Here is a 26096-nt window from a genome sequence, read left to right as displayed (position 1 = left end):
TAATGCTTTCATAAGAAAAACCCCAGTGTCACTGGGGTTGGGTTGAACGTTTCCTATGTCACTATAGTCACGCAGTGATTATTCCGAAACAGTGAATTTCACCTATAAAGATGGGTAAAAATTAACCCCGGTCGCACCGGGGTTAATTGCGAGAGTAGTGCTGAAAAGAGTTACGAGCAGAGGATATAATGGCATTTAGCAGCAAAAACCTGAAGTGTATCAGATATTTTTTTGTCATTTTTCAATAAAATCTCAACACGAAAAAATGACAAATCATAGCATATGGTTATCATACGTTGCCAATCTGGCTACAAGTCCCCAGATTTATCTGTGGAATCAATCCAAAATCCGTCTTGAAAAGCTTTGAAGTTCCCTCCGGGACGCTCGCGTAGACGCGCTACCCTAACGGGAAGACGCCAAGCGTCTACAAACTTTTCGCAAAATCTAAAATCCTGTTAGAGGATGAAAGAACACTACATCTGTGTCAATACTGCTCGAATAAGACAAATCAATTGACATTTAAATCATGTAGAGACGCGATATATCGCGTCTGGTACAACCCCAAAAATATGAGGGTCTTCCACGTATCAAATTTGGGCAGGCTTCTTTGGGAGATCGCTGCATACCAACAGATTAATCAATTGGTTACCTACGGAAGCCGCTCCGCGTCTACAAGCCTGCCCAAATTAGAAGGGGACAATGCAAATGACGAAAAATCCTATCCCTTGCAGTATTGACATCTGTGTACCCTTTTTTCCAAAAGATCAAAACCTTAACCGAACCTGATTTAAATTTTATTGAGAAAAATTTTGATTTTTATTACTAACGTGATGATAATGAGCTTCTTTTCCTCAATTGTAGGGTTATACCCCTCATCAACTTTCCAATACTCTCATAACTAATATTAACCGAATACTTACCAGTGAAATTATTCTAATTTTTCACAAAATAATTCTTTTATTGTGTCCTTATAAATAGATTACTTACCTCTTATTTTTGTAATTTATAATCTAAACTAACAACCAATAAGAAATTTAGTTTCATCTAAATTTGATATATAGGCAGGGAGCCTTATGAATGACAAAAAATAACAGATTTTATATCTAGATTTAAGGCAATATAAATTATTTAAATATCTTTATAAAACTAATAATTTTAATAAAAATAGAATTTGTTTGAATTTAAATTTTGAGATGTATGCTTTTAATATTAGTTTAAATTTTGAATATTATGCCCTATCAACAGACAGTTTGGAAATCTGTGTAAAGAACGTCAAAAAGCAGCTTCATTTGCTGTGGCTCAAATACTAGAGAACCTACAGACAAAAGCAGTTAAAGATTAATCTTAGTTGGTGTAAAAGAGCACTAGATAAGTGGAAATAAACTAACCACGCGACTTACAAATACTAGTTAACTTTATTTGTGTCAACTTAGTTAAACCAGTCAATCAACACTATTAGAATACAGTCATACGTTATGAAGAATCCTGCTGAAAATCCTATTGACCTAATTATTGCTAGATTTGGAAATCAAGAACAGGCTGTTGAAGTGCTTGAGGAGCTAAAGCACCTCAAAAAGGAAAAAATGATCGGGCTTTGGAATGCAGCAGTCATAATGAAGGATGAAAACGGTAAGCTGTTCTTCAAAGAAACGGTTCAAACAGTAGGAATCAAACGCAGTCTAGGTATTTGTGGTGTATTAGGGGCTATTATTGCTATTTTGGCTGGTGGACCGATTGCGGGTATTGTGTTGGGTAGCGGATCTAGCACTCTCACCGGAAAGTTCATCGATATGGGGTTTGACGAACAAGAGCTAAAAGAAATCGGTTACTCTCTAGGTGCTGGTAGTTCTGCCATAATTGCCATTATTGAACACAAATGGGTCAAAGAACTAGTTGATACCCTCACCGAATTAGGAGCCAAAATTACTTGTCAGCGTCTCAAGGATGAATTAGCTATGGCGATCGCTATTGATGCTGATTTTGAGAATGTAGACAGATTAAACCATGAGTCCATGCTTTGTAAATATGGGCATTCATAATTGGAGATATCATGTTTAACTGATATCACTTTCATTAAATAGAATGAAGGACCCTGACCCTATTGATACTCGCAAGACACCTAATATTCAAGCCGAACTTGCTAAAGAGCGCAACCGAGCGGCCGCCGAACGCACTCTCATGGCGTGGATTCGCACCAGCCTTACCCTAATCAGCTTTGGTTTTGGGATTGATGTCATTGTCACTGCTATCCGTAGCTTTCAAGTTGTTCGAGACATCAATCCTGTACGCCTTTCTCGCATTCTAGGTCTTGCTTTCATTGCTCTGGGTATATATGCCATGATTATGGCAATGATCCAACACCAGCAAGAACTGTATCATATCCGACGCAACGAGGAATATCTCTACACTCCCCGTCGTTCCTTAGCATTGACCGTTGCGATCGCCCTAGTTTGCATTGCTGTCTTTGCTTTTATTGGTATTTTGGTCAGTGCATTCACTCACAAAAATAGTATGTAAATTGGTAATTAGTCTAGAGACGCGATGAATCGCGTCTGTACAATAGTCATTTGTCATTGGTAAGGATTTTAGGTATGTTTTTGGTATGAGTCCTTCTCGAAAACCGATTAATACCACTAACGAATTGGCAAAAGAGCGTAATCGCGCTGCTGCTGAACGGACATTGACAAGTTGGATTCAGAATTGCTTGTCTTTAATTGGTTTTGGTATCGGGTTTGATCGCATTTTTAATGCGTTGAATGAGTCGATTCCCAAGCATAATCCACCCATTGCTATGGAACTGACTCCCATTATTGGCTTGAGCGCGATCGCTTTGGGCATTTTTCTGTTAATTTTGGCGATCATTGGATACCTAATCAAAGTCAAATCATTAGAGCGAGACGAATACTCATATAAACTAACTTATATTATTAATCTATCTGTTTTTGTCGTTTCTGTCATTTTATTTGGTTTGGTTGCACTAGTTGCTGTTTTTACTGTAGTTTCTTGGCAATAGTATTTATAATTCCGTTACATAAGACCTATTCATAACTACTCACAACTAGACAAATCTACTCATGTGTAGGTTGACGCTTACTTCCTGCTTCATTCTGGCAATGTCGGCATTATCCAGTCCACAGGCTAAAACGGTCTAACTGACCGCTATATGTGTCGAAGTTATAAAAAACTTCTTTTGAGGCGCTACTAACGACCCTCTGTCTATGGAGCTTGCACTTCGCCTGCGGCACGTTTATCAAACGCCAGTCTATGCTGGAAGGGTTATCCTCTGACGGCACGGTAGTTAACCGTTACTATAGGTAATATTTTAGCACCTTTTCACCAATACCTACTTAAAATTGACTAGTTCTGAACACAAATGTGTAGAAATTAAGTTACAGTTTCTACCCCTTTGAACCCCACCCCCTATACCCTTAGTAGAGACGCGATGTTTCTCGCATCTCTACTACACCCCTTTTTTTAACTCAGGTTGGCACAAATAGTTCACATATGAGTTACATTCTGGCACTAGATTTAGGTACAACAGGCAACCGTGCTTTTGTGTTTGATGCTCTTGGTAAAATTGTTGGGCAAGCATACAAAGAACTCACACAGTATTATCCTCAACCCGGATGGTTAGAACATGACGCCGAGGAGATTTGGCAAGATACTTGTTGGGTGATGCAAACTGCGATCGCCAATGCCAAAATTATTCCTAGTAAAATTGTGGCGATGGGAGTCACCGTACAACGGGAAACCTGTTTAATTTGGGACAAAACTACTGGAAAACCTCTACATCAAGCCATTGTTTGGCAAGACCGCCGCACTGCTCCTTTGTGTAATCAATTACAAGCTCAAGGTTACGCTAATGAGATTTACGATCGCACTGGTTTAGTTATCGATGCCTATTTTTCCGCTACAAAGCTCAGATGGCTGCTAGATCATGTCACAGGTATTGATCTCAAAAATGTTTTAGCCGGAACAATTGATACCTGGATTTTGTGGAAACTCACAAACGGAAAAGTTCACGCTACCGACCACAGTAACGCCAGTCGGACAATGTTGATGAATTTGACAAGCTGTACATGGGATGAAACTTTACTGGAATTATTTCAAATACCCGCTTATATCTTACCTGAGATCCAACCCAGCTTAGGAAAATTTGGTGTGACTGATAGCACTTTACTCGGTGGGGAAATTCCCATCACTGCGGTTTTGGGAGATCAACAAGCAGCTTTATTTGGTCATGGATGCGATCGCCCTGGTTTAATGAAATGTACTTACGGCACTGGTAACTTTTTAGTTGCTCACACTGGCTCTGAAATTGTCCGTTCTCAAAATCGGCTCATCTCTACTGTGGCATGGACGCAAATTCGTAACGGTAGTTTAGATGTTGGCTATGCCTTAGAAGGTAGCATGTTTACCAGTGGGGCGTGTATCCAATGGTTGCGGGATAGCATGAAGCTGATTAAAACAGCTGCCGAGACAGAAGCGATCGCCAATCAAGTTACAGATAATGGTGGTGTATATTTTGTTCCGGCATTTAGCGGACTGGGCGCCCCTCACTGGGATATGAGCGCGAGAGGAGCCTTTTTTGGTATTACCGCCGCCGTCCAACCACAGCATTTAGTCAGAGCTGTCTTAGAAGCGATCGCCTACCAAGTCAAAGAAGTTGTGGTAGCCATTAGTGGATCTTGCAGCACGGCAGTAAATAAATTAACAGTAGACGGTGGAGCCTGTGAAAACAACTTCCTCATGCAATTCCAGGCAGATGTGTTAAATATATCAGTTTATCGTCCAGTTATGCGTGATACTACCGTGCAGGGGATCGCCATGGCTGCTGGTTTGGCGGTGGGATTTTGGGATAGTTACCAAGCGTTGGTGCAACAGCGAAAAATTGATCGTTACTTTTCGCCCGGTGTAGGTAGTGAATATGCAAAAGCTAATTTCATTACTTGGCAAAAGGCGGTAGAAAGGGCTAAATATTGGGACAAGTAGTGGATACGGAGATTGATTTATTGTGATTTATTAAGTCTATTTAAAGTAGACTTGGATTATGAGCCAGCAATTTACTTGGGGGTGAGTTGATTGCTTGGTCTGATAATATTTATTGAACTCACGTTAAATTAAGAGCGTAGTATGCAAAGATATAATTTTTGCAACAACGGCAAAAGTGAAAACAGACAGTCTTTTTTACCAATTATTTGCAGAATTTCCCAGTATTTTCTTTGAGTTAATTGGACACTCTCCCAGCAATAGTCAAGATTATCAGTTCCGCTCGGTAGAAATTAAACAAACCGCTTTTCGGATTGATGGCGTATTTCTACCACCAGAAGACAGCCCAGACAAAACAGTATATCTGTGTGAAGTACAGTTTCAAAAAGATCAATTTCTCTATCACCGGGTGTTTGCTGAACTATTTCTATATATAGATCAGAATCCATCCACCTACGACTGGTACGCTGTGATTATTTATCCTAAACGGAGCTTGGAACCAGATGAAACTAAGCTTCATGACGTTTTGCTAGAAAGCTCAAAAGTCCAACGAGTTTATCTTGATGAACTTGAATCCTCAGCAAACAAGTCTTTGGGTGTTGGTGTTGTGAAGTTAGTAGTAGAATCAGAAGAAAATGCTCCTAACTATGCGAGAGAACTCATTGCACAAGCAAGGCAAGAAATCGCAAATCGTTTATCTGCAAGAGCGATAATAGATTTAATCGAGACAATCATAGTCTACAAATTTCCACAATTAAGCCGTCAAGAGGTGGAAGATATGCTGAAATTAAGCGAACTAAAACAAACTAGAGTTTACCAAGAAGCATTAGAGGAAGGACGACAAGAAGGACGACAAGAAGGACGACAAGAAGGACGACAAGAAGGAAGACAAGAAGGACGACAAGAAGGAAGACAAGAAGGAAAGTTAGCTGCTGTTCCTCTGTTGCTAAAAGCGGGAGTGAGTATCGAAGAAATATCTCAACAGTTGGAAGTTGAGATTGAAGCAGTTAGGCGAATAGCACAGCAACAGGATTGAATACCAGCGATGCTCCGAGGGAGCCGCTACGCGATCGCATGATATCTTGAGTTTGAGTAGTGCGATCGCCAGAAAATACTCAGGTTGCTCAATCTCCATCTTAAGACTTCACACTTCTTTATCTGTGATCCCCATTCCTACCAATTGCCGTAACCTGGATATTTGAGAGCAGAAACACAGGTTAAAATTTATGGCTTATTCTTGGTTTAAAGCATTTCATATTATCGGCGTTGTCGTTTGGTTTGCGGGACTGTTTTACTTAGTGCGTCTTTTCATCTATCACATCGAAGCGGAACAAGAACCAGAACCAGCAAAGACGATACTAAAAAATCAGTATCAAATTATGGAAAAGCGCCTCTACAACATCATCACCACTCCCGGAATGCTGGTGACGGTAGCTTGTGCGATTGGTTTACTGGTGACGCAACCAGAATTTTTAAAACAAACTTGGTTGCACTATAAACTCGGATTTGTGGCACTTTTACTTGTTTATCATTATTACTGCTCCCGTTTGATGAAACAGTTAGCAGAAAATAGATGCAAATGGACAAGCAAACAGATGCGGGCGATGAATGAAGCACCAACTGTCTTACTAGTAGTGATTGTGATGTTGGTTGTCTTTAAGAATAGTTTGCCCACAGACTTGACTGCTTGGGTCATTTTTGGTTTAGTACTTCTGATGGCGGTGACAATCCAACTTTACGCTAGAAAGCGCAGACTTGATAAAGAAAAGCAACTTGCAGAAATGACACAGATTCCTCAGCAACAAGCTTAATGGAATTGTATAAATCTATGATTTGACTTGGTGTCTTGGCGTCTTGGTGGTTCAAAAACAATTTTTTATTCACCACCAAGACACTAAGACACAAAGAAAAACTGATTACAAGATAAAGAATGCTAAATCAGTCATTATTTACCAATAGAATTGCTTTACTGGCTACGAAGCATCAAAAAGAAGAAGTGATTGTTCCTGTTTTAGAAGCTGAATTAGGAATAAAGATTATAGTTCCAGATGATTTTGATACTGATATTTTTGGTACATTTACTAGAGAAGTAAAGCGTCCAGGTAATCAAATTGAAGCTGCGAGATTGAAGGCAAAAAAAGTTTTAGAACTAACTGGTGAAAGTTTAGCAATTGCTAGTGAGGGCAGTTTTGGCCCTCATCCTGAAATTCCTTTTGTTTCCAGTAATCGAGAAGTTGTCATTTTATTAGATCAAACACATGATTTAGAAATTATTGGGGAAGAATTATCTGCCAAAACTAACCATAATCATTTGGTTGTGGAAAGTGTTGATCAAGCCTTACAATTTGCTCAAAAAGTAGGTTTTCCAGAACATGGTCTAGTAGTCATGTTTGATGAGTCACCAAAAGATAGCAGTGAAGTAATTAAAGGAATTATTACAGAAGCAAATCTCATAGAAGCTGTAAGTTTTGTCCTGAAAAATTCTCCCACAGGCAAAGCACATATAGAAACAGATATGCGCGCAATGTATAATCCCACACGAATGAAAAATATTGAAAAAGCCACTCAGAACTTATTAAAAAAAATTAAGAACTGTTGCCCAAAATGTTCTACACCCGGCTTTGAAATTAACAAAAGGATTAGGGGTTTACCTTGTGCATTGTGCTATCTGCCAACTTCTTTGACTCGTGCTGTGATATATAAATGTCAAAAATGTGGTTTTACTCAAGAAGAATTATTTCCAAATGGAAATGAATATGCAGAGCCAGTAAATTGTAATTATTGCAATCCGTGAATGGTTTAGGAATGGTGTTAGCCAATACTATGTAGAGACGCGTAGCAAGACCCCGCAGGGTAATTTCGCGTCTCTACATAGTACATTATTATGCATCACTCATGGTGAATGATGCCTACTTGTTGCTCGTTACGCCGTCTGTGTAGAAGCCGCTTTTGAGTCTGCGGTCGATTTTAAGCGGGTGATAGTGGCTTTACGAATGCGATCGCTTTTGCGTACTCCGCCTATCATCTCGTATTCTCGGCTGTCTTTACCATACTTCAAAACCACACCACTGATCAAGCGTTCTAAAGTTTCCCCAATAGTCTTTTCAAGGATTTCTATTTCTGCCTTTGCCGAGTCAAGATCGTTGAGCATCATATTATACTTGTCAATTTGGTTGCGGAGTTGCGTTGTTAACTGGGTTAAGTAGTTTAAACTCATGGAATTACCGAAGTCAAGGTTAGAATCTATCGATTTAAATCCGATGACTTTCTGTTCGGTTTTTTCTAGCAGGGAATAGGTTTTTTTCTTGCGTGGCATCAATGCATACCTTTTACTAAACTTTATCTTTCTAGAGTGTCTCAATGAAACAATTTAGTGGTTCAGTAAAATTTTTAAAAAAAGGTGTTTTTTGTAAGAAGATTGGATGATTAGCTCAGTAATTCTACGAAAATAGATAACGAATTGTTGAGAATGGACTTGCGTTGTGGACGAACGGACTTGCGTTGTGGACGAATGGACTTGCGTTGTGGACGAATGGACTTGCGTTGTGGACGAATACAAAGAGACGCGATAAATCGCCGTCTCTACAAGGCTATGCGATCGCCCCTAATAAAACACAAATGCGATCGTTTTTTAATTCCCCTCTTGTAGAGACGCGATTTATCGCGTCTTGTTATGAATCAAGCGAAATCACAGGCGAAGTGTTTCCCCAAGTTCCAGTAAACACAAATGTATCTAAAGGTTTGCGCTGACGAGGAGCAAAATCACGCTGTCGATATTGTTCTGGTAATGCTTCATGATCGCCTTGATAACCAATTGCGATCGCTGCTACTGGTTCATAGCCTTCAGGAATATTGTACAATTCCCGTGCTTTTGATACATCAAAGCCTGCCATCTGGTGGATAAATAAACCCAAAGAAGTTGCTTGAATTGCTAAACTACAAGCTGCTGCACCGACATCGTGAAATGCATGACGGTTTTCAGTGTGATTTTTTTCAAAGTAAAGTTTTGCAACTGAAAGCATCAAGACAGGTGCATGTTGCGCCCAAACTTGATTTCCTTGTGCAAGACAACTAAGCAAACGTTTGAATTCTTCGGGATTTTCCTGAGTTGCAACAATAAAATGCCAAGGTTGTTCATTATAAGAAGAAGCAGCCCAGCGTGCAGCTTCTAGTAAACTACAAAGTTTTGCTTTTTCAACTGGTTGTTGAGAAAAAGCCAGAAGACTCCAGCGTCGTTGTAGCAACTCATGAATTGGATATTGGGAATTAGCAGGCTTTTCCATACTTTGCTACCCTATAAAATCAATATCTTCGACTCTGATATCCTAGATAGTACTTAATAGTTGTGCTACTGCTATGGAGCTAGGGAGAGAAAATGGCTAGTTTTGGGAGTAGTCGTTTGACTCAGTTTTTGGGTATGGCGATCGCGATCACACATATTTTATCCACAAATTATGCAGTTGCTCAAGTTACTGGCGATCGCACTTTACCAAATAACTCCAATGTCACCCAAGAAAATAACACCTTCAACATCACAGGTGGAACCCAAGCAGGTAGCAACTTATTCCATAGCTTTCAAGAATTTTCTCTTCCCACTGGTAACACTGCTTTCTTCAACAATGCTACAAATATTCAAAATATCCTGACACGAGTCACAGGTAGTTCAATTTCTAATATTGATGGTTTAATCAGAGCTAACGGTACAGCTAACCTGTTTTTGATTAATCCCAATGGTATTATTTTTGGTCAAAATGCACAGCTAAATATTGGTGGCTCGTTTTTAGCAACTACAGCCAGTAGCTTGAAATTTGCTGATGGTAGAGAATTTAGTGCAATACCAAATAACACAGCAACAACTTTACTAACCGTCAGTGTACCGATTGGTTTGCAATACGGCAACAATACCGGAAACATTCAAGTACAAGGTTCTGAACTACAGGTTAATCCCGGCAAAACTTTAGCACTTATCGGTGGCAATTTACAGCTTAATGGAGGGCAAATATTAGCCCCCGGTGGTCGAGTTGAATTAGCAGGAATTGCAGAAAATAACAGCATTGGACTCAATGCTAATGATTCATTTCTGAGTTTGAGTTTGCCTAATGATGGGCAAAGAAAAGATATATATCTAAACAATGCTGCTAAAGTTAGTGTTCTCGCTGGTGGTGGTGGTAGCATTGCAATCAATGCCCGTAATTTGAATCTGTCAGGTGCAAGTACGGTGCAAGCGGGGATAGGCTCAGAAAAAGGTTCTGTTGACGCAAAGGCGCTGGATATTGATATTAATGCTACAGAGGCAATTAATGTTGATGCAAGTATTATTTCTAATACAGTGCAGACAAAAGCTGTAGGTGATAGTGGCAATATTAATATCACAACTGGGTCACTGGCTTTGACAAGTAACGGTCAACTGAGAACCACAACTTCTGGACAGGGAAATGCAGGCGATATTAATATATTTGCCCGTGATACGCTTGTTTTTGACCGAATGCTTAGTGATTCCTCTACTGGCACATACACCACCGTAGATTCACAAGCCGTGGGTAATGGTGGTGACATAAATATTACAACCGGGTCACTTTTTGTTAAGAATGCTGCTGCAATTCTGGCTAGAACAGAGGGACAAGGAAATGCAGGCAATATCAATATAACTGCTCGTGATACAGTTTCTTTTGATGGCGTCAGTTTCAATCTAGCAAACATTAGCGGCGCTGCTAGTTCTGTTGGCTCAACATCCGTATCAAATGCTAAAGGTAACGGTAGTACTATCACCATCACAACCGGGTCACTGTTTGTGACAAATGGCGCTCGATTGATAGCCAATACTTTTGGAGAAGGTAACGCAGGTAATATAAATATACAGGCTCGCGATCGCGTTGTGTTTGACGGTTTTGGTCTCAATGGCTACTCTAGCGGTGCGGTCAGCAGTACGGAAAATACAGGTATAGGTAAAGGTGGCAATATTGACATTAATACTAGATCATTAAGTATCACAAATGGTGCGGTCGTGGGTGCAAGGACTCGCGGCAAAGGAGATGGGGGTAACATTATCCTTAACGCCGAAACTTTAGAAGTTCTTAACGGTGGACAAGTTTTCACTACTAGTTTTAGCAGTGGCAAAGCAGGTAGTATACTTCTCAATATCACCGACAGTGTCACCCTTGCTGGTACAGACCCCACCTATTTTGCTCGACTTAGCCAATACACTCCAGTTATAGTTCCCAATGTCAGCCCTAGCAGTGGACTGTTTGCCAATACTTCTAATACTTCCACAGGTCAGGGAGGAGAATTAATCATTAATACTGACAAGTTAAATATTCGAGACCAGGCACAGGTGACAGTTAGTAGTGCTGGATCGGGAGTTGCAGGTTCCTTAAAAGTTGATGCTGACTCAATTCGTCTTTTGAACCAAGGCAAAATTAGTGCAGATACTAGAAGCGGTGCAGGTAATGTTACACTGCGATCGCACGACCTGATCTTAGGTAATAATAGCAGTATTACTACCAATGCCACAGGTAGAAATACCATCGGTGGTAACATCAATCTTGATACCGATGTTCTTGCTGCTTTTGCAAATAGCGATATCAGTGCTAATTCTGAGAATTTTTTTGGAGGTAGGGTAATAATCAATACCCAAGGAATTTTTGGTATCCAGTTCCGACAATCACCAACCCCAGACAGCGACATCACCGCTACAGGTGCGAGTCCAGCCCTAAGTGGTACAGTGCAAATTAATACACCTGACGTTGACCCCAGTCAGGGATTAGAACAGCTGCGCGTCAATTTGATAGATGCTTCACAACAAATTGCTACTAGTTGCAAAAGAGATAACAAGCAAATGAGGGGATCATTTATCGTTACAGGACGTGGAGGTATACCATCCAGTCCCACAGAACCGTTAATTACTGATGAAGTCCTCAGTGATTGGATATTACTCCCTGAAGCAAATCAAAACCAACCTAAAACCAGACTTGAGGAACAACCAAGCCAAGAAGCCAACTCTACAAATTCTCCCACTCAGATTGTGGAAGCTCAAGGCTGGGTAATCAATCCCGATGGTGAAGTGTTTTTAGTAGCGACTACACCGACTGTGACATCTCACAGTTCCTCTTTTACTCCTGCATCTTGTAGTGATCTTAGTTCAACGCCACTTAGAGATCTTAATTAATCTGAAATCATATTTAATATCCATTCTATCCACCTACGGACTGTACTAGACCGTCTTTTTATGGTCGTATCATTGATACGTAAATTGCAAGAAGACATAATTTCACAAATCTGATTATGATGTGGTGTTACTCCGTTATTCATAGTAGAGTTAAAAGTTTGATAAAAAACCTGATGTTCTAAAATCTTTCTTATGAGAATAAGGATTTTTATTTTATGTCTTTTTATTATGAGAGAGCTTCCTTCATTACTTAATTTATAAGTAATTTCTCCAGTAATTTGGTCTTTCTCTTTCTCAATTAATCCAAGATATCTAGCAGCATCAGTATAGTAATTTGTCTGTCTTTTATCAAATTGATAGTTTGTTGTAATTTCTTCCTGAGTTAATTCTTTATCTAGTAAAATTGTAAGCATATCTACAACTCTTTCAAATTTGTTTGCTTGTGGAAATGGAATATTAATTGGCTCAGAAACTATAGTAGTTGATTCAAATATTTCTGAGATATCTTCTAATGATATATTTTCAGGAGATATAATGTAGTTTCTTTGCTCTACCAAACTTATAGAGTTGTAATCTAAAATATTATTAAACTTATATATAAAGAAACTAAATATATTGCTAGAATTAGAATAAGTCATTAACACAGGAATGACTTTTTTGTTTATAATCTTACTTGACCAGAGTCTATATGGATAATAAAGCTGTCTAATTAAAAAATCATCTACATCGTAAATTTTAGCTTCTATTAATAAGAAGTAATTTTCACTCTCAAATCCGGCATCTATTTCACACTGAGAATTATTAATAGAAAGATTATATGAACTTTCATCTATAAAATTTTTGATAAAAAAACTAAAATTACCTGTGGACATTCTGCCGAAAACAGTGTAAAAAACCTCTTCTTCATCAAGTAGATGATTGATAATACCTGTATTAAAAGCACAACTTAATGCGGAACTTTCAGAATATAAATTTGTATAATCAATACTATTAATTTTTATGGGAAAATCAACAGGCACTGCTTCTAAAGTATGGTCATACTTAACTATCTGATGAGTAGCAAAAGTTCCGATTACATATTTATTTCTAGAAATAGGTAATATAGAAAGTTTATGCTTTTTAAAAATATTGGGTAAATTTGCTTGATGGTCAAACTTTGCCATCAATCTACTTTCTCTAAATTTATTTATTGTGGCAGAATCTATTTCAAAATATCCTATTTTAGATATCTCTTCTAAAATAGAATATTCTTGAAATATTTTCTCCCAAGCAATATCATTCTTTGTTTTTTGACTTGTGTCTGATAACGGACTCATAATTTTTTATCAAAATTTCATCAACTTTACCTCTTTTGCTTGCATTTGAGTTGATAGCTCTAGTCGCAGCTATTTTGGTTTGCTTGTACTCACCATACAAATTTACAATAAACTCTGTATAAGCATTGCTTAGTAAAATATTACAACCTCTAGAATTTAAATCATCAAAAGTTTCTTTCAATCTTATTTGCTGATCTTTATTGAACCCATTCACATCGTACCCAGTAAAAGAAGATGTATCTGATACTGGGTCATAGGGAGGATCAAAATATATTAAATCTCCTTTTTTTGCATCTTGAATAGCTTCCTGGAAATCTATATTTAATATATCTATTTGATTATCATTGAGATATTTACTAACAGCTTTTAATACAGCAATATCTAAAATATTTGGGTTTTTGTATTTGCCAAAAGGTACATTGAACTGACCTTGAGAATTAACTCTAAATAAGCCATTATAACAAGTCTTGTTGAGGAAAATTATTCTTGAGGCTCTTTCTACAGGACTTTTGCATTGATAATCTTTATTTCTATCCCAATCTCTGATAGCATAATAATAATTTTCCTGGTTATTATGCTTTTTTAAATCCTCAATTAATTCATCAACTGAGTCTCTAATTACTTTGTAGCAATTGATTAATTCTGTATTAGTATCATTGATCACAGCCTGTTTAGGTTGCAAGCTGAAAAGAAGCGCGCCTGCACCAATAAAAGGTTCATAGTAAGTATTGTACTTTTGAGGAAGATGACTTGCTATGATATCTGGAACTAACTGTCTTTTTCCTCCTGCCCATTTTAAAAATGGTCTTACAAGTTTATTGACTGATGATGCCATTTACCAACCTTAAAATTATGACCACAAAATAGTAATAATGTACTATAACAGTATAGTACTAAAAAATCCATAGCTATTTTTTATATAATTTTAAGTCTTATAAAATTCCAGGCGATCGCTTGTAGGTATTGGTAAATTGCAAAAGTTTTCATAGGTTCGTAGTAAGCACTTCAGTGCTTAAATATTGCAGGATTAAAGCCTCAGAATTAATTCTGAGGCTAGTAGCATAAGTCCGTTAAAACGGACTCAAACATCGTCCCAGTCAGATTTATCTGACTTTATACCATTTCACTAAAACCCTGATACAAATACAAATGGTGTTCCAGACGCGATATATCGCGTCTGGAACAAAATTTATGTGTATCGTGATTAACGTGAAATGGTATTAGCTATTAGCCAATAAATTTATTTATTGGCGGGATGAAAAGCTGATGCAAGATATGAGTCAACCGACTTTCTTGTAAACATAACTCTGCTTTTGTGCCATCAACATCGCATTTTGATAAACTTGCTCAAACAAAACTCGCTGTGTGTGGCTACCGCCAATCTCATGCAACCGTGGTAATACTGATTTTAATTGCGTTATAGCTGTATTAAAATCACCTTTAGCATGAGCAACCATTCCTCTAGCGGCGGGAATTGCTACCTCTAACCAACCTTGTCGTAGGAAAGGATTTATACTCAAAGCATGTTTCTCCATACTCAATAGCATCTGGTTTCCCCAGTTAGTAAATCCAGCTTTAAATAAAGCATAGACGTAATGCAAGTCTTGAAAAGGTAGGGCATGTTCGTCGATACGAGAGTAAATATAAGCACTTAAATCATGCCAGCGACGACCTACATTGACACCTCGTAATTCTAGCCGTAATAGAAGTGAAATTGCTGCGACTTGGTCTTTCGGGGATTGTTTTTTGGCGCGTTCCTGAATGTGGTGATCATAGAGTGCTAAGACTTTCTCTGCATCACCTTTCTTCAAGTAATATAGTGCGATGTGCCACCAGTTATGGGTATACAGCATAGAATTGCAGTTTTCCCAGGTATCTGCAAAACTCTCCATCCAAGCGATACCCTCATCCACTCGCCCTTGAGTTTCTAAAACATGGGCAACGGCGTGATGCGCCCAAGGATTATAGCGATTCATAAGTGTTGCCTGACGCCCCATTGCTTCTGCTGCTGCTAGCTGATGGCACTGTTCTAAACTAAATGCAACCATACTGTATAAATAATGGTTTTCAAGATTGGCAGGCAGAACTTTTTGGGCGATTTGCAGTGATTTTTCTTTGTCACCCAAGTAAAAATAGTGATACTGTCCCTGCTGGACGGCGATCAAGTCACGAGGAAATGTGTTGGTAATCTCTTCGTGGAGGGCGATCGCCACGTCAATTTCTGTGTTTGCCCAAGCTAATATTGCTTGCACATACAACTGTTCTCTGTTGGTTATCTTAGGCAAATTCTTTTGTGCTGCTTGCAAGTGGGGTTGTGCTTGCTGCCAAGCTATTTTATTTTCTTGAGAAAGATAATAGCTAGCAGCATACCCATGGGCTAAAGCACAATTTGAATCAGCTGCTATTGCTTGCAAAATCGCTATCTCAGCATCTTTGCCATAAAAAAGTGCCTGATCGATGAAGTGGTTAATAGCTGCGATCGCATCTGGTGAATCTGTCGTGACTACCAGTCCTTGTGAATCTTTTAGCATTATGAATTTTTCACACCGTATTTAGCAGTTCCCCAATCAAAATGCAGATCAACCTCCGTGTCCTAGTAGTTAATTGCCAGCTTTTAACTACTAAGGTAAGGCGCGTAGACAACCAAAACTCAACTCCTGCATCTCGGTCGAGTTAACGTATTTTATTTGAGTATGTCATATGAACTTTAAAATGACAATAAAAAATACTATAAAGCGATAGATGATTAGTACTATAATATAAGGTATTAATTATATGCTGCTTACTACGTATAACCAACATTACAGTAAGTCAGCGCTCGATTGCCCACTCCTTCTAGAGGTAGAATGAAGCACCCTTCGGGTTCGGCAGTCGCTCATGGGGGAGACACCCAAGACTGCGCTTGCACTGCCTCACCGCCCGCCGACTTGGGGCATAAAGGAGCCAGTGCGCTGGACGGGTTTGCGAGGACTGGAGCCGGAGCTTGCATCCGGCTAAGGAAGTCCGTCGCCATAAAGCACCTGGCGTCATCGGGCAACAAGTTCTGAAATTTTGAATTGGTATAACTTGGTCAGCCAATCGCTGAATCGCTGCTTTTGAACATTGCGCTATTTAAGTGCTTTTTAGACAGTTAATAGCTGTGTTCTTAATTAAGATAGAGAAATCGTAGTAAAGATACACGGAGGGATAGATGATGGAAATGGGTAATCCACGTCAAAAAGCCAGATTGGCAATGAAAGATTCAGTACCCGCTTCTTTGTGGTCGGAAAACGAGAACTTTATTAATAATTTACGCTCTACCTTGAAGCATCATCCGGTTGCAACTCATCCAATCATTGCGGCGCTGAATCAGGGTGCTTTTAATCGGGAACAGATGAAACGTATCCACCTAGAGTACCGTCATGCGATTGTGCAGATATTTACAGACGCCCTTCTGATCGCACAATACCAAACCTGTCAGTTGGAACAACGACTCAAACCTGGTAGCAAGATGTATGCCCGATTTCTTCTCACTCTGAATGATTTGGACGAGTTTGGCTTTCGGCCTGGTTGCGATCAGTACGGCGACTACCGAGGTAATCCCCATAACGCCCACTATCGTCTGTTTGAGGGTGTACTTGATGAACTGGGAATTAGTCTTGAACAACGACAGAGCTATATTCCTAGCAAAATTGCTAACCAGGTGCGAAAGTGTCTTGAGGATGCCTACAATGATTTGAGTTCAATCACTAGCTTGCTTGCAGTTGCAGAAAAGGAAGTTATCCTGTTCAGTGCGCCTCTACGTGAAAACACAAAAGCTGTAGGAATAAATGTGACTACAGGGTACTATGTCTGTCATGGGACTAGTAATGATTTACAGGCTGAAGCCAACGATGACACCCATGAAGATGACCTTTGGTATGTCCTCATGCAAGCGATCGCTCCTGCTCAATACGATGACATTGCTAAATTATGTCAGAAATACTGTGACTTGTGGGTTGAATTCTGGGATGCTCAAATGAATCTTTCATCGGAGTTTTCAAGTAGGAATAAGCAATCACAGACACTGGTATCTTTTTTCAGGGCAAATGCCTAAGGGGACAGGAACAGGACAAAGAGGCACGCTTCAGCGTTTAAACGCTGAGAGTGTGCAGCTTTCTTGACATCCTCCCCATCTGCCCTATAGAGGGATGGGGAATTTCGCCGAATCGGTTAAAATTTCACATTTTTTTTAGAATAATTATTATTATCTTCATCTTTCCTGATTCAAAATGATTATTATTATCTTCATAAAACCTGGCGGTAAGTGTGGAAACCCATAGCCTTTAGGCATGGGAGGAAACACGACACGAGAACATGCGCGGTTCCGTGAAATTATGTTATGTCAATAATTTTTTCTACTTTGAGAGTTGATGGAAATAACTGTTTTTGAAGATTATCCACTACTAGAGCGCGAACTTGTCATTGCTCTCATGGGCAAAGGCGGGACAGGTAAGACGTTCACCTCGCTCGGTCTGATCCAATCTTTGAGAAGACTAGGAAAAACAATGATTGTTGCGGATGCAGATCCGAACAGATCGCTCTCGCGCTACCTTAGTTCTCACTATCTTGGATATGGAGAAAAAGAACTTCAGAAACTTCCTCTAATCACTCAAGCTGAGAAGGACTTTTATGAGTTTCAAGGACTCGGTCGGGAGCAGACTTACCGCGAGTTCTACGGTACTTCATTCAGTGAAACCAAAAAATTCTCTATTGATCCAACAGACTCATTCACTGAAAAATATGTAAAAACCCTCAGTGACGGGCTAGCGTTGATGTCGGTAGGAACTACTGCACTGCGTATGGAAGAACTTTACTCTACTCGTTGCTCTCATGCCACACTTAACCCACTGAAGGCTTGGTTGGCGCTGTGTACAAATGGCATTGTAGTTCTCGACTGCGGCGGTGGAGAAGATGCAGGACGATTTGGTCTACCTATAGGAGCCGATGTAGTAGTTGTAGTGGTTGAGGCGACACCCGACTCTGTAGCAATTTCAGAAGATATCCGCGCCATTGACGAAGAGTTAGGAATTCCAGTGGTGTATGTTTTAAATAAATGCCTTAATCAATTCCCAGAAGTGGAGGCTTTTGAGAAAGAACACTCTACTAGAATAGTTGGGAAAATTCCGTTTATGCCCTCTATTTACGGCAAGAATCTTCTTGATAATTTTGACCAAGTTGAAGGAATTTTTACCCAAATTCTTAATCAGATTCTCTCTCAAAAGTTAAGTTCTCCTGTTGAGCGGTGGTCAAGAATACTTAGGTGGCAAAACCGTTTGCAGAAACAACGTGAGTTAATGAAAATTTAGTTTTAAGAAGGCAGCTATGCTGGAGGCAGAGGGCAGAAGGAATCCCCATAAATAAATTTAGGGGATTTAATAAGGACGCTGTATTTCTCGTGCTGCGCGTCTCAAAATACATCTTTTTATATTTTTCATAAATAAATTTAGGGACTTTTGACCCTTTTAGCAGAGGGATAATAAATTCTTCCCTTCTGCCTTCTGCCCTCTGCCCTCTGCCCTCTGCCCTCTGCCCTCTGCCTTTATTCGGTAAATACTAGGAGGTTAAATTCTTTACGATTCCAGATTGATGTTCTGATTGAGACTAGGAAAGGGGAGTTTTATCAGAAGACAAGGACAGGAATTTATCAATCAAGAGAATTCCATTGAGATGGTCGATTTCATGTTGAATGACAATGGATAATACCCCATCAGCAGTGAGGGAAAAAGCACGATTTTCTCGATCAAATGCTGAAAGTATAACTTGATTAAATCGCTTAACAATTCCACGCTGCCCTAGAATGCTAAGGCATCCCTCTTCTGAATCAAGAACAGGCTTTTGGTATGCTATTTCCGGATTAATAATGCACAAGATATCTTCAGGTTTAATCTCTTCTGTCTTGTCACCTAAGATGCGTTTTTGATTTAGAACAAAAACCCTTTTTAACTCTCCAATCTGAGGAGCAGCTAATCCCATTGACTTATTTTCAAGCATTGTATCTACCAAATCATCAACCAAAATTTGAAGCTCTTGATCAAATTTTTCTACCTTGATTGAAGGTTTCCTTAATAAGGAATTGGGATGAAAGATAATTGGTTTGAGTGCCATAAAAATACTGAAATTAAAGGATTATTTTAGGGCGGAAATTGGTACTATGTTAGCTTAATTTTTAAGCATTAATTTATTACCAGTATTGACAAAGAAGAGTATGATATTACCATTTCCCATCTGGGCAGGTAGAAGCCTCAAGATTTGCCTTCACGATCATCAAACATCCACATATGGTACAACGCTTTGCTTGGGCATCAAATTTTTCACAAGTTGAGCATATTTCTAGTCTTTTTTTAACGGTATTTCTGGAAGCGATCGCTTGCTCACCACATAATCCCTGATTGACAGTTTTATATGCTTCTCTAAGAAGGTTTTTAAGCATTTGATAATTGCTTGGGTAAAGAGGTGGCGAAGATTTAATCATCTATAACATCCTAATTTATAAAAAAGTATCTGAATAAATATTTAATTTCAGATACCAATTGACTCTCTTTAAAAAATGGTAATTACAAAGTTTCTCAACCGACTAAGAAACGGGTAACTGGCACGAATTTATAGAAGGCGTACTCATACCATACAGTCCAAATAAAATCCCTAATCCAGGTAGTCCGCATTTGGGGACGAATCTGGTAGTCAAAAGATGTATCAGTAGCGCCAACTCTCGCCATCGCGTGGTTACATCCACAACCATGCTCTTGGAAAAATCCGTGCTTAGAAGAGATGCTTTGCACCATTAGTTGGATGGGAAACACCTTTTGTCCATGCAGAGAAGCATCCCAAGCACGAGCATTTTTTCTGTCCTCTTCGCTGAATCTTAACGGACGAACTTCAGAAACTTTTTTCCTGGAGATCGGTGCAAGGTGTACGTAATAAAAAGAAGCTGGAAGATCATATCCGAATTCATCAAAGAGGTTTCTTCCTATTTCGATAATTTTTTTACGTTCAACGTAATCTTCTTGTTCTAGGATAAGCTCTTTCTCAATTAAGTCAAAATTCGGATACTTATTAATGTCAAAATCTTCTCCATAAAACTCAAGGGTTTTCCAAGCAAGTTTACCAAATATTTCACAAAAAGCTGGCTTGCAATCTAGGAAATCTGCCGATTCATTGAATAAGTCAACATCACCATGAGACATCTTGTGAAGAAAAAGTTGCGCCATCTTCACATATGCTTCTGGGTCAGAAAGTTTTGTGTGAGATTTTCCTGCATAAATATCTTGCCAGGACTGAGGAAGCTGATTAACAGGTGTTGCTTGTTCACCTTCTATAAGACATTTATTCTCTCCAAAAGATAAGGAATTTTTGATGATGGCGGATATATCTGTTTGGTTTCCCTGACTTGCTGTCTTTTGCTCCATCAGTTTTTCACTAGCGTTTAGTGACATGTATATTTCCTTTGTTGAGTCACATGGTTAAGTGTAACCTATTTGCTGAGTATAATAATCATTCTTATAAAAAGTAGGCGCAATAGGTTACGACGGAATTTCTTCCAGGGTAAACTGGATAGACCGAATTCCGAGCCGCTACAAGTAATAGCGTTAAATTTCCCTACCTTTTCCCTACTGTTCCTTTGCGTTGCTTGCAGGCGATAGAGTTCTTCTCGTAGCGTGTCGGTGTTGGAGCAAGCAGTGGTGGTATACGTATTTCTCGCTTCGGAGGATATTAGTTAAAGAGGCAAAGTAGTTGACAGACTGCATTGCACTCACTTTTGAATCACATTTGTTTCTAATACTAGATGTACAGATCAACTTTAATAATTAGCTAACAACTAGAACAACAGCTAATAGTCTTAATTTCCCCTGTCAAAAAATAAGGTGTAAGGGTCTAGGAGAACCCCATCAATTGAGAGGGACACAATTAACCTAGTAGTTCACCATATTGATTTTGACAAGTTGGCCAGATCCCCGACTTTTTTAAAAAGTCGGGGATCTAACCCCTCGCAAAGAGTCAAAATTTGCGTGGCGAAGTACTAGTAGTAACCTGAGTTCGGGATAAGCTGAAACCCTGATTCTATCGTTAGCTACAACCCCTATTCTCTCGTAGAAGGAATAGAAAAATAGCCTTAACCCGAACTGACGTTAAATATAAGGGCGAATAAGATGACAGCAACATCACAAGAGATAATTCGGTCAAGTCAATGGCATCATCTATCTGTAGAAGAAGTAACTCGGCATTTAGATACAAATTTAGAAACTGGTTTAACCTCTGCTGTTGCGACAAAAAAACGTGAGCGTTTTGGTCCTAACGAACTCAAGAGCAAACCTAGAACAAGTCCATTGCTGCGATTTCTCTTGCAATTTAACCAACCGCTGCTGTACATCTTGTTGATTGCGGGTGCAATCAAGGCAACACTTGGACAATGGGTGAATGCTGGGGTGATTTGGGGTGTGACCCTGATTAATGCCATTATTGGTTTTGTGCAAGAATCTAAGGCTGAAAGTGCGATCGCCGCCTTAGCTGACTCAGTACAAACCAACGCAATCATCATTCGCAACGGCAAAAAGGTGCAAATTCCTTCCACAGAGTTAGTACCGGGGGATGTGGTACTACTTGCTTCTGGAGACAAGGTACCAGCTGATTTGCGTTTGGTGCAAGCACGGAATCTGCAAGTGAATGAATCAGCACTCACCGGCGAATCAATTGCAATTGAAAAAAACACGCAACCACTGAATCTAGATGCACCATTAGCAGAACGCACCAATATAGCTTATGCTGGTAGCTTCGTGACGTTTGGTACGGGCAAGGGTATTGTTGTTGCAATTGGAGATGCTACAGAAACCGGGCGCATTTCCCAGCTAATGCAGCAAGGAACCAGCCTAAAAACGCCATTAACTCGCAAATTTGACAAATTTAGCCGTACTTTGCTGTACATCATTTTAGGGATAGCAGCATTGATGTTTGCAGTTGGGCTGGGATACGGCTACTCCTGGACAGAAATGTTTGAAGCTGCGATCGCCTTTGCTGTGAGTGCCATTCCCGAAGGATTACCAGCTGTTGTAACCGTTACATTAGCAATAGGTGTTTCTCGCATGGCGCGGCGTCATGCCATTGTTCGCAAATTGCCAGCAGTGGAAACTCTGGGCAGTGCTACAGTTATCTGCTCTGACAAAACTGGTACGTTAACTGAAAACCAGATGACTGTACAAGCAATATATGCAGGAGGTCAACATTATACTGTCACTGGTGTCGGCTATGCTCCACAAGGAGAAATTTTACTCGATGAAAAACCAGTAAACTGGGATAATTCTTCTGCTCTTAAAGAATGTCTCAAAGCCGGATTATTATGTAATGACTCGCATTTAGAAAAAAAGGACGGGCAATGGCAGGTTGTTGGCGATCCCACAGAGGGAGCATTGATAGCTGTTGCCAATAAAGTTGGATATACCCGCAGTGGCTTAGAAGAGGAAATGCTCAGGTTGGATGTCATTCCGTTTGAGTCTGAGTTCCAATACATGGCAACTTTGCATGAAACTTCGTCATCAACAAATGAACAAAAGCACAGAATCATCTACGTTAAAGGTTCGGTCGAGGCAATTCTCAAACGTTGTCAACTTCGGTTGGATGCTCAAGGAAACCTTGCTCCTGTGAATGCAGAAACGGTGCATCAGAAAGTTGATGCAATGGCGAATCTTGGTTTACGGGTGCTAGCGTTTGCAAAGAAATCTGTGTCAGATGTAGAGACGTTGCATACAACATCTCTACAACATGCCGATATCGAAGATGATTTGATTTTCTTGGGATTGCAGGGGATGATCGATCCGCCTAGAACAGAAGCAATCAAAGCGGTGCAAGCCTGTCAAGAAGCTGGTATTCAAGTCAAAATGATTACAGGCGACCATGCAATCACTGCACGGGCAATAGGTGAAAGTATGGGCTTCAACAAAAACGACGAAGTTCTGGCTTTTACAGGAAGCGAACTTGCCCGAATGGGTAAATCAGAACTTGCGACAGCGATAGAAGATGGGGTAGTGTTTGCTCGTGTTGCGCCAGAACAGAAACTCCGTATTGTTGAAGCATTACAGTCTAAAGGCGAAGTTGTCGCTATGACAGGGGATGGTGTCAACGATGCACCCGCCCTCAAACAGGCAGATATTGGTATTGCGATGGGGGGTGCAGGTACAGAGGTAGCAAAAGAAGCCTCTGACATGATTTTGACGGATGATAACTTCGCCTCCATAGAAGCAGCAGTTGAGGAAGGACGGACTGTTTATCGGAATTTGCTCAAAGCGATCGCCTTTATCCTACCTGTCAACGGTGGCGAATCGATGACGATTTTGATTAGTGTACTACTTGCTAGAGAACTGCCAATTTTGTCTTTACAAGTTCTGTGGTTGAATATGGTTAATTCCATCACCATGACTGTACCTTTAGCCTTTGAGCCAAAGTCTCTTAGGGTGATGCAACAACCACCGCGTAACCCCCAACAACCGTTGCTTTCCAAAAGTTTACTCAAGCGCATCCTAGCAATTTCCATCTTTAACTGGATTTTAATTTTTGGCGTATTTGAATGGATACGACAAACCACAGGAAATCTTGCTCTAGCCCGCACAATGGCAATTCAGGCTTTAGTCGCAGGAAGAATTTTTTATCTTTTAAGTATTAGTCAATTAGGAGTTGCTGTTATCGATAGACTTCGGGGAATTAGGCATACAATTAGCGATGCCTTAGCAATTGGAATTGGAATTGCTTGTACGATAATTTTGCAGATAATTTTCAGTCAGTGGAATTTGATGAATCTCTTATTTTCTACAGCACCACTGAACTTAAATCAATGGTTTATTTGCTTGCTTATAGGGTTGCCAATGATTATATTATCTATCCTGGTAAATCGTTTCGACCCTCTTGACTGATTCAGTTTATGACGAGATGTGTCTTGGGATATCAAATAGTTAGATAAAAATTGTTTGACACTGGTATTACCTTTTTGGCAAGGTTTATCAAAGTAGTCAAAACAAATTTTCAAAACCAAAGTGGATGTTGCTTCCTTAGTCACTGTTTCAATTATTCTCCTGCTCTTAGCCACAGGCGTTGCCCTACTAACGCGACGGCTTCGTATTCCCTACGTTACAGGTTTGGTGTTGGCAGGTTTGCCGATCACTGAGCTTTTGTCTCGTCCCATTGGTTTAGAGCCTTCCCTGGTTTTGAATCTTTTCTTGCCGATTCTCATATTTGAAGCTGGTATCAATACAGATATCAGCCGCCTACGCAGCACGTTTAAACCAATTGCCCTCCTAGCTGGGCCAGGGGCTGTGTTTTCCGGTGCTATTATTGCCGTTGTGTTGAAATTTGGGCTGGGACTGGCTTGGATACCCGCTCTATTTGTCGGAGTAATTCTGGCAAACACTGATACGGTTTCAATGATTGCCGTCTTTAAGGAAATACCAGTACCGTCTCGGCTTTCCACTATTGTTGAAGGAGAAACTTTATTCAATGATGCTGCTGCCCTAGTTTCATTCAACCTGATTTTGCAAGTATATTCGACAGGTTCGCTCACATTACTAGAAGGAATCCAACAACTGCTATTTATCTCTTTAGGAGGCTGTCTCGTCGGTTTAGTCTTAGGCTACTTGAGCATACCTATATTTGCCCGTTTAGACGATCCCCTTAGCAGTTTGTTACTGACAGTTGGAGTTGCATTAGGAACTTTTCAGGTTGGGCAATTTCTAGGTGTATCAGGTGCTGTGGCTGTAGTTGTAGCTGGATTAATTTTTGGCAATCTTGGACTTTCGCGCAATACTTCTGCTTCTAGTCGCATCACCTTGTTAAGTTTTTGGGAATATGCCAGTTTTACTGTCAACACCTTTATTTTTCTGCTGATTGGTCTAGAAATAAACTTGGTGACATTATGGAGGGCTTTACCTGCTATTCTACTGGCAGTTTTAGCTTATCAAGTCGGACGAATTCTTACAGTCTATCCCCTGCTAGCTATAGTTCGCTGGTTTGACCGTCCAATTCCACTACGCTGGCAACATTTACTCTTTTTAGGCAATATCAAAGGCTCACTCTCAATGGCTCTGGCGTTGAGCTTACCCTCCACATTGCCAGGGCGAGAAGTCTTAATCGCTTTAGTTTTCGGCAGTGTGCTAGTGTCATTGGTGGGACAGGGTTTAAGTTTGCCTTGGCTGGTAAAACGCTTAAAACTATCTAAATTTTCAGAGACACAACAGCAGGTTGAAGAGTTACAAGCTCAATTAATTACTGCTAAAGCAGCGCAAGATGAATTAGATAGCCTTTTGAAAACAGGGGTGTTACCAAAAACTGTTTATGAAGAAATGCGTTCAGCTTATCAAGTGCAAATTGTAGGTGCAGAAAAGGCATTACGAGAATTCTATAATCGCCGCCCGGATGAGTTTGATGCCAAAAGTGGCGAATACAAAAAACTTGATGCTATTCGTCGTCGATTGCTACTAGCGGAGAAATTAGCACTAAACGAGGCAATACGTAAGCGAATTCTCTCAGAAGAAATTGGGCGTGTCAGGCTAAAAAGAATTGATGAACAATTGCTGAAACTAGAAGATGATTAATAATTTCTTGCAAATAGCCTTTTTCCTCTGTAT

The 26096-nt window shown here is 39.8% G+C and carries 20 protein-coding genes; 12 read left to right on the top strand and 8 right to left on the bottom strand.

All coding sequences use genetic code 11. The features are described from left to right. Positions 1 to 1475: 1475 nt before the first annotated feature. The 7 genes from B4U84_RS05590 (at position 1476) to B4U84_RS05560 (ending at position 7783) form a co-directional block, all read left to right on the top strand. On the top strand, positions 1476 to 2039 hold the full coding sequence (locus tag B4U84_RS05590) for a DUF1269 domain-containing protein (protein WP_131116014.1): 564 nt from the start codon (positions 1476 to 1478) through the stop codon (positions 2037 to 2039). Between the two features lie 43 nt (positions 2040 to 2082). Then, the gene (locus B4U84_RS05585; RefSeq protein WP_044451471.1) at positions 2083 to 2517 is read left to right on the top strand and encodes a YidH family protein; all 435 of its coding nucleotides are present in this window, start codon (positions 2083 to 2085) and stop codon (positions 2515 to 2517) included. An 85-nt stretch (positions 2518 to 2602) separates the two neighbouring features. Further along, on the top strand, positions 2603 to 3013 hold the full coding sequence (locus B4U84_RS05580) for a YidH family protein (protein ID WP_131116012.1): 411 nt from the start codon (positions 2603 to 2605) through the stop codon (positions 3011 to 3013). 491 nt (positions 3014 to 3504) lie between these two features. Then, positions 3505 to 4992 carry a glycerol kinase GlpK gene (gene glpK / locus B4U84_RS05575; RefSeq protein ID WP_131116010.1) on the top strand — a complete coding sequence of 496 codons (1488 nt, stop codon included), beginning with the start codon at positions 3505 to 3507 and terminating at the stop codon, positions 4990 to 4992. Positions 4993 to 5167: 175 nt separating this feature from the next. Next, a complete protein-coding gene (locus tag B4U84_RS05570; protein WP_044451474.1) occupies positions 5168 to 6025 on the top strand; it encodes an Rpn family recombination-promoting nuclease/putative transposase in 858 nt (285 codons plus the stop codon). Positions 6026 to 6215: 190 nt separating this feature from the next. Next, a complete protein-coding gene (hemJ, locus tag B4U84_RS05565; protein ID WP_044451475.1) occupies positions 6216 to 6800 on the top strand; it encodes a protoporphyrinogen oxidase HemJ in 585 nt (194 codons plus the stop codon). 119 nt (positions 6801 to 6919) lie between these two features. Further along, positions 6920 to 7783 (top strand): DUF6671 family protein, encoded by an 864-nt coding sequence (locus tag B4U84_RS05560; RefSeq protein WP_131116008.1) that lies wholly within the window; start codon positions 6920 to 6922, stop codon positions 7781 to 7783. 129 nt (positions 7784 to 7912) lie between these two features. On the opposite strand, the gene B4U84_RS05555 is transcribed toward B4U84_RS05560, so the two are convergent. Together B4U84_RS05555 and B4U84_RS05550 are read right to left on the bottom strand one after the other, a co-directional pair. Continuing rightward, a complete protein-coding gene (locus B4U84_RS05555; protein ID WP_017309348.1) occupies positions 7913 to 8305 on the bottom strand; it encodes a hypothetical protein in 393 nt (130 codons plus the stop codon). Between the two features lie 355 nt (positions 8306 to 8660). Beyond that, on the bottom strand, positions 8661 to 9272 hold the full coding sequence (locus B4U84_RS05550; RefSeq protein ID WP_131116006.1) for a nitroreductase family protein: 612 nt from the start codon (positions 9270 to 9272) through the stop codon (positions 8661 to 8663). A 92-nt stretch (positions 9273 to 9364) separates the two neighbouring features. Between B4U84_RS05550 and B4U84_RS05545 the strand changes: the two genes are divergently transcribed. Beyond that, positions 9365 to 12154 carry a two-partner secretion domain-containing protein gene (locus B4U84_RS05545; protein WP_131116004.1) on the top strand — a complete coding sequence of 930 codons (2790 nt, stop codon included), beginning with the start codon at positions 9365 to 9367 and terminating at the stop codon, positions 12152 to 12154. Here B4U84_RS05545 and B4U84_RS05540 read toward each other — a convergent pair. From B4U84_RS05540 to B4U84_RS05530, 3 genes are all read right to left on the bottom strand, one after another. Then, a complete protein-coding gene (locus B4U84_RS05540; protein WP_131116002.1) occupies positions 12151 to 13470 on the bottom strand; it encodes a type II restriction enzyme in 1320 nt (439 codons plus the stop codon). The genes B4U84_RS05545 and B4U84_RS05540 overlap by 4 nt on opposite strands. Then, positions 13430 to 14305, bottom strand: a complete 876-nt coding sequence (locus B4U84_RS05535) for a DNA adenine methylase (RefSeq protein ID WP_131116000.1) — start codon at positions 14303 to 14305, stop codon at positions 13430 to 13432. The genes B4U84_RS05540 and B4U84_RS05535 overlap by 41 nt, the downstream gene beginning before the upstream one ends. Positions 14306 to 14750: 445 nt before the next feature. Next, entirely contained in the window at positions 14751 to 16001 is a 1251-nt protein-coding gene (locus B4U84_RS05530; RefSeq protein ID WP_131115998.1) for a tetratricopeptide repeat protein, read from the bottom strand. A 668-nt stretch (positions 16002 to 16669) separates the two neighbouring features. Between B4U84_RS05530 and B4U84_RS05525 the strand changes: the two genes are divergently transcribed. Beyond that, the gene (locus B4U84_RS05525) at positions 16670 to 17545 is read left to right on the top strand and encodes a hypothetical protein (protein WP_242677545.1); all 876 of its coding nucleotides are present in this window, start codon (positions 16670 to 16672) and stop codon (positions 17543 to 17545) included. Between the two features lie 316 nt (positions 17546 to 17861). Continuing rightward, positions 17862 to 18797, top strand: coding sequence for a nucleotide-binding protein (locus tag B4U84_RS05520; RefSeq protein ID WP_131115996.1), 936 nt, complete (start codon positions 17862 to 17864; stop codon positions 18795 to 18797). A gap of 295 nt (positions 18798 to 19092) precedes the next feature. Here the strand turns inward: B4U84_RS05520 and def are convergent, their stop codons facing one another. From def to B4U84_RS05505, 3 genes are all read right to left on the bottom strand, one after another. Beyond that, positions 19093 to 19596: a peptide deformylase gene (gene def / locus B4U84_RS05515; RefSeq protein ID WP_131115993.1), complete on the bottom strand. Its 504-nt coding sequence runs from the start codon at positions 19594 to 19596 to the stop codon at positions 19093 to 19095. Positions 19597 to 19702: 106 nt separating this feature from the next. Then, positions 19703 to 19921 (bottom strand): hypothetical protein, encoded by a 219-nt coding sequence (locus B4U84_RS05510; RefSeq protein ID WP_017309361.1) that lies wholly within the window; start codon positions 19919 to 19921, stop codon positions 19703 to 19705. Positions 19922 to 20057: 136 nt separating this feature from the next. Then, positions 20058 to 20924 carry a hypothetical protein gene (locus B4U84_RS05505; RefSeq protein WP_131115992.1) on the bottom strand — a complete coding sequence of 289 codons (867 nt, stop codon included), beginning with the start codon at positions 20922 to 20924 and terminating at the stop codon, positions 20058 to 20060. Positions 20925 to 21638: 714 nt separating this feature from the next. On the opposite strand from B4U84_RS05505, the gene B4U84_RS05500 reads away from it, so the two are divergent. Both B4U84_RS05500 and B4U84_RS05495 read left to right on the top strand, forming a co-directional pair. Continuing rightward, entirely contained in the window at positions 21639 to 24389 is a 2751-nt protein-coding gene (locus B4U84_RS05500; RefSeq protein ID WP_131115990.1) for a cation-translocating P-type ATPase, read from the top strand. A gap of 120 nt (positions 24390 to 24509) precedes the next feature. After that, on the top strand, positions 24510 to 26063 hold the full coding sequence (locus B4U84_RS05495) for a cation:proton antiporter (RefSeq protein ID WP_017309364.1): 1554 nt from the start codon (positions 24510 to 24512) through the stop codon (positions 26061 to 26063). Positions 26064 to 26096 lie beyond the last annotated feature (33 nt).

Origin of the sequence: Westiellopsis prolifica IICB1, from assembly GCF_004323185.1 — a bacterium.
GTDB lineage: Bacteria > Cyanobacteriota > Cyanobacteriia > Cyanobacteriales > Nostocaceae > Pelatocladus > Pelatocladus prolificus_A.
This window is presented reverse-complemented; position numbering and strand designations above follow the sequence as displayed.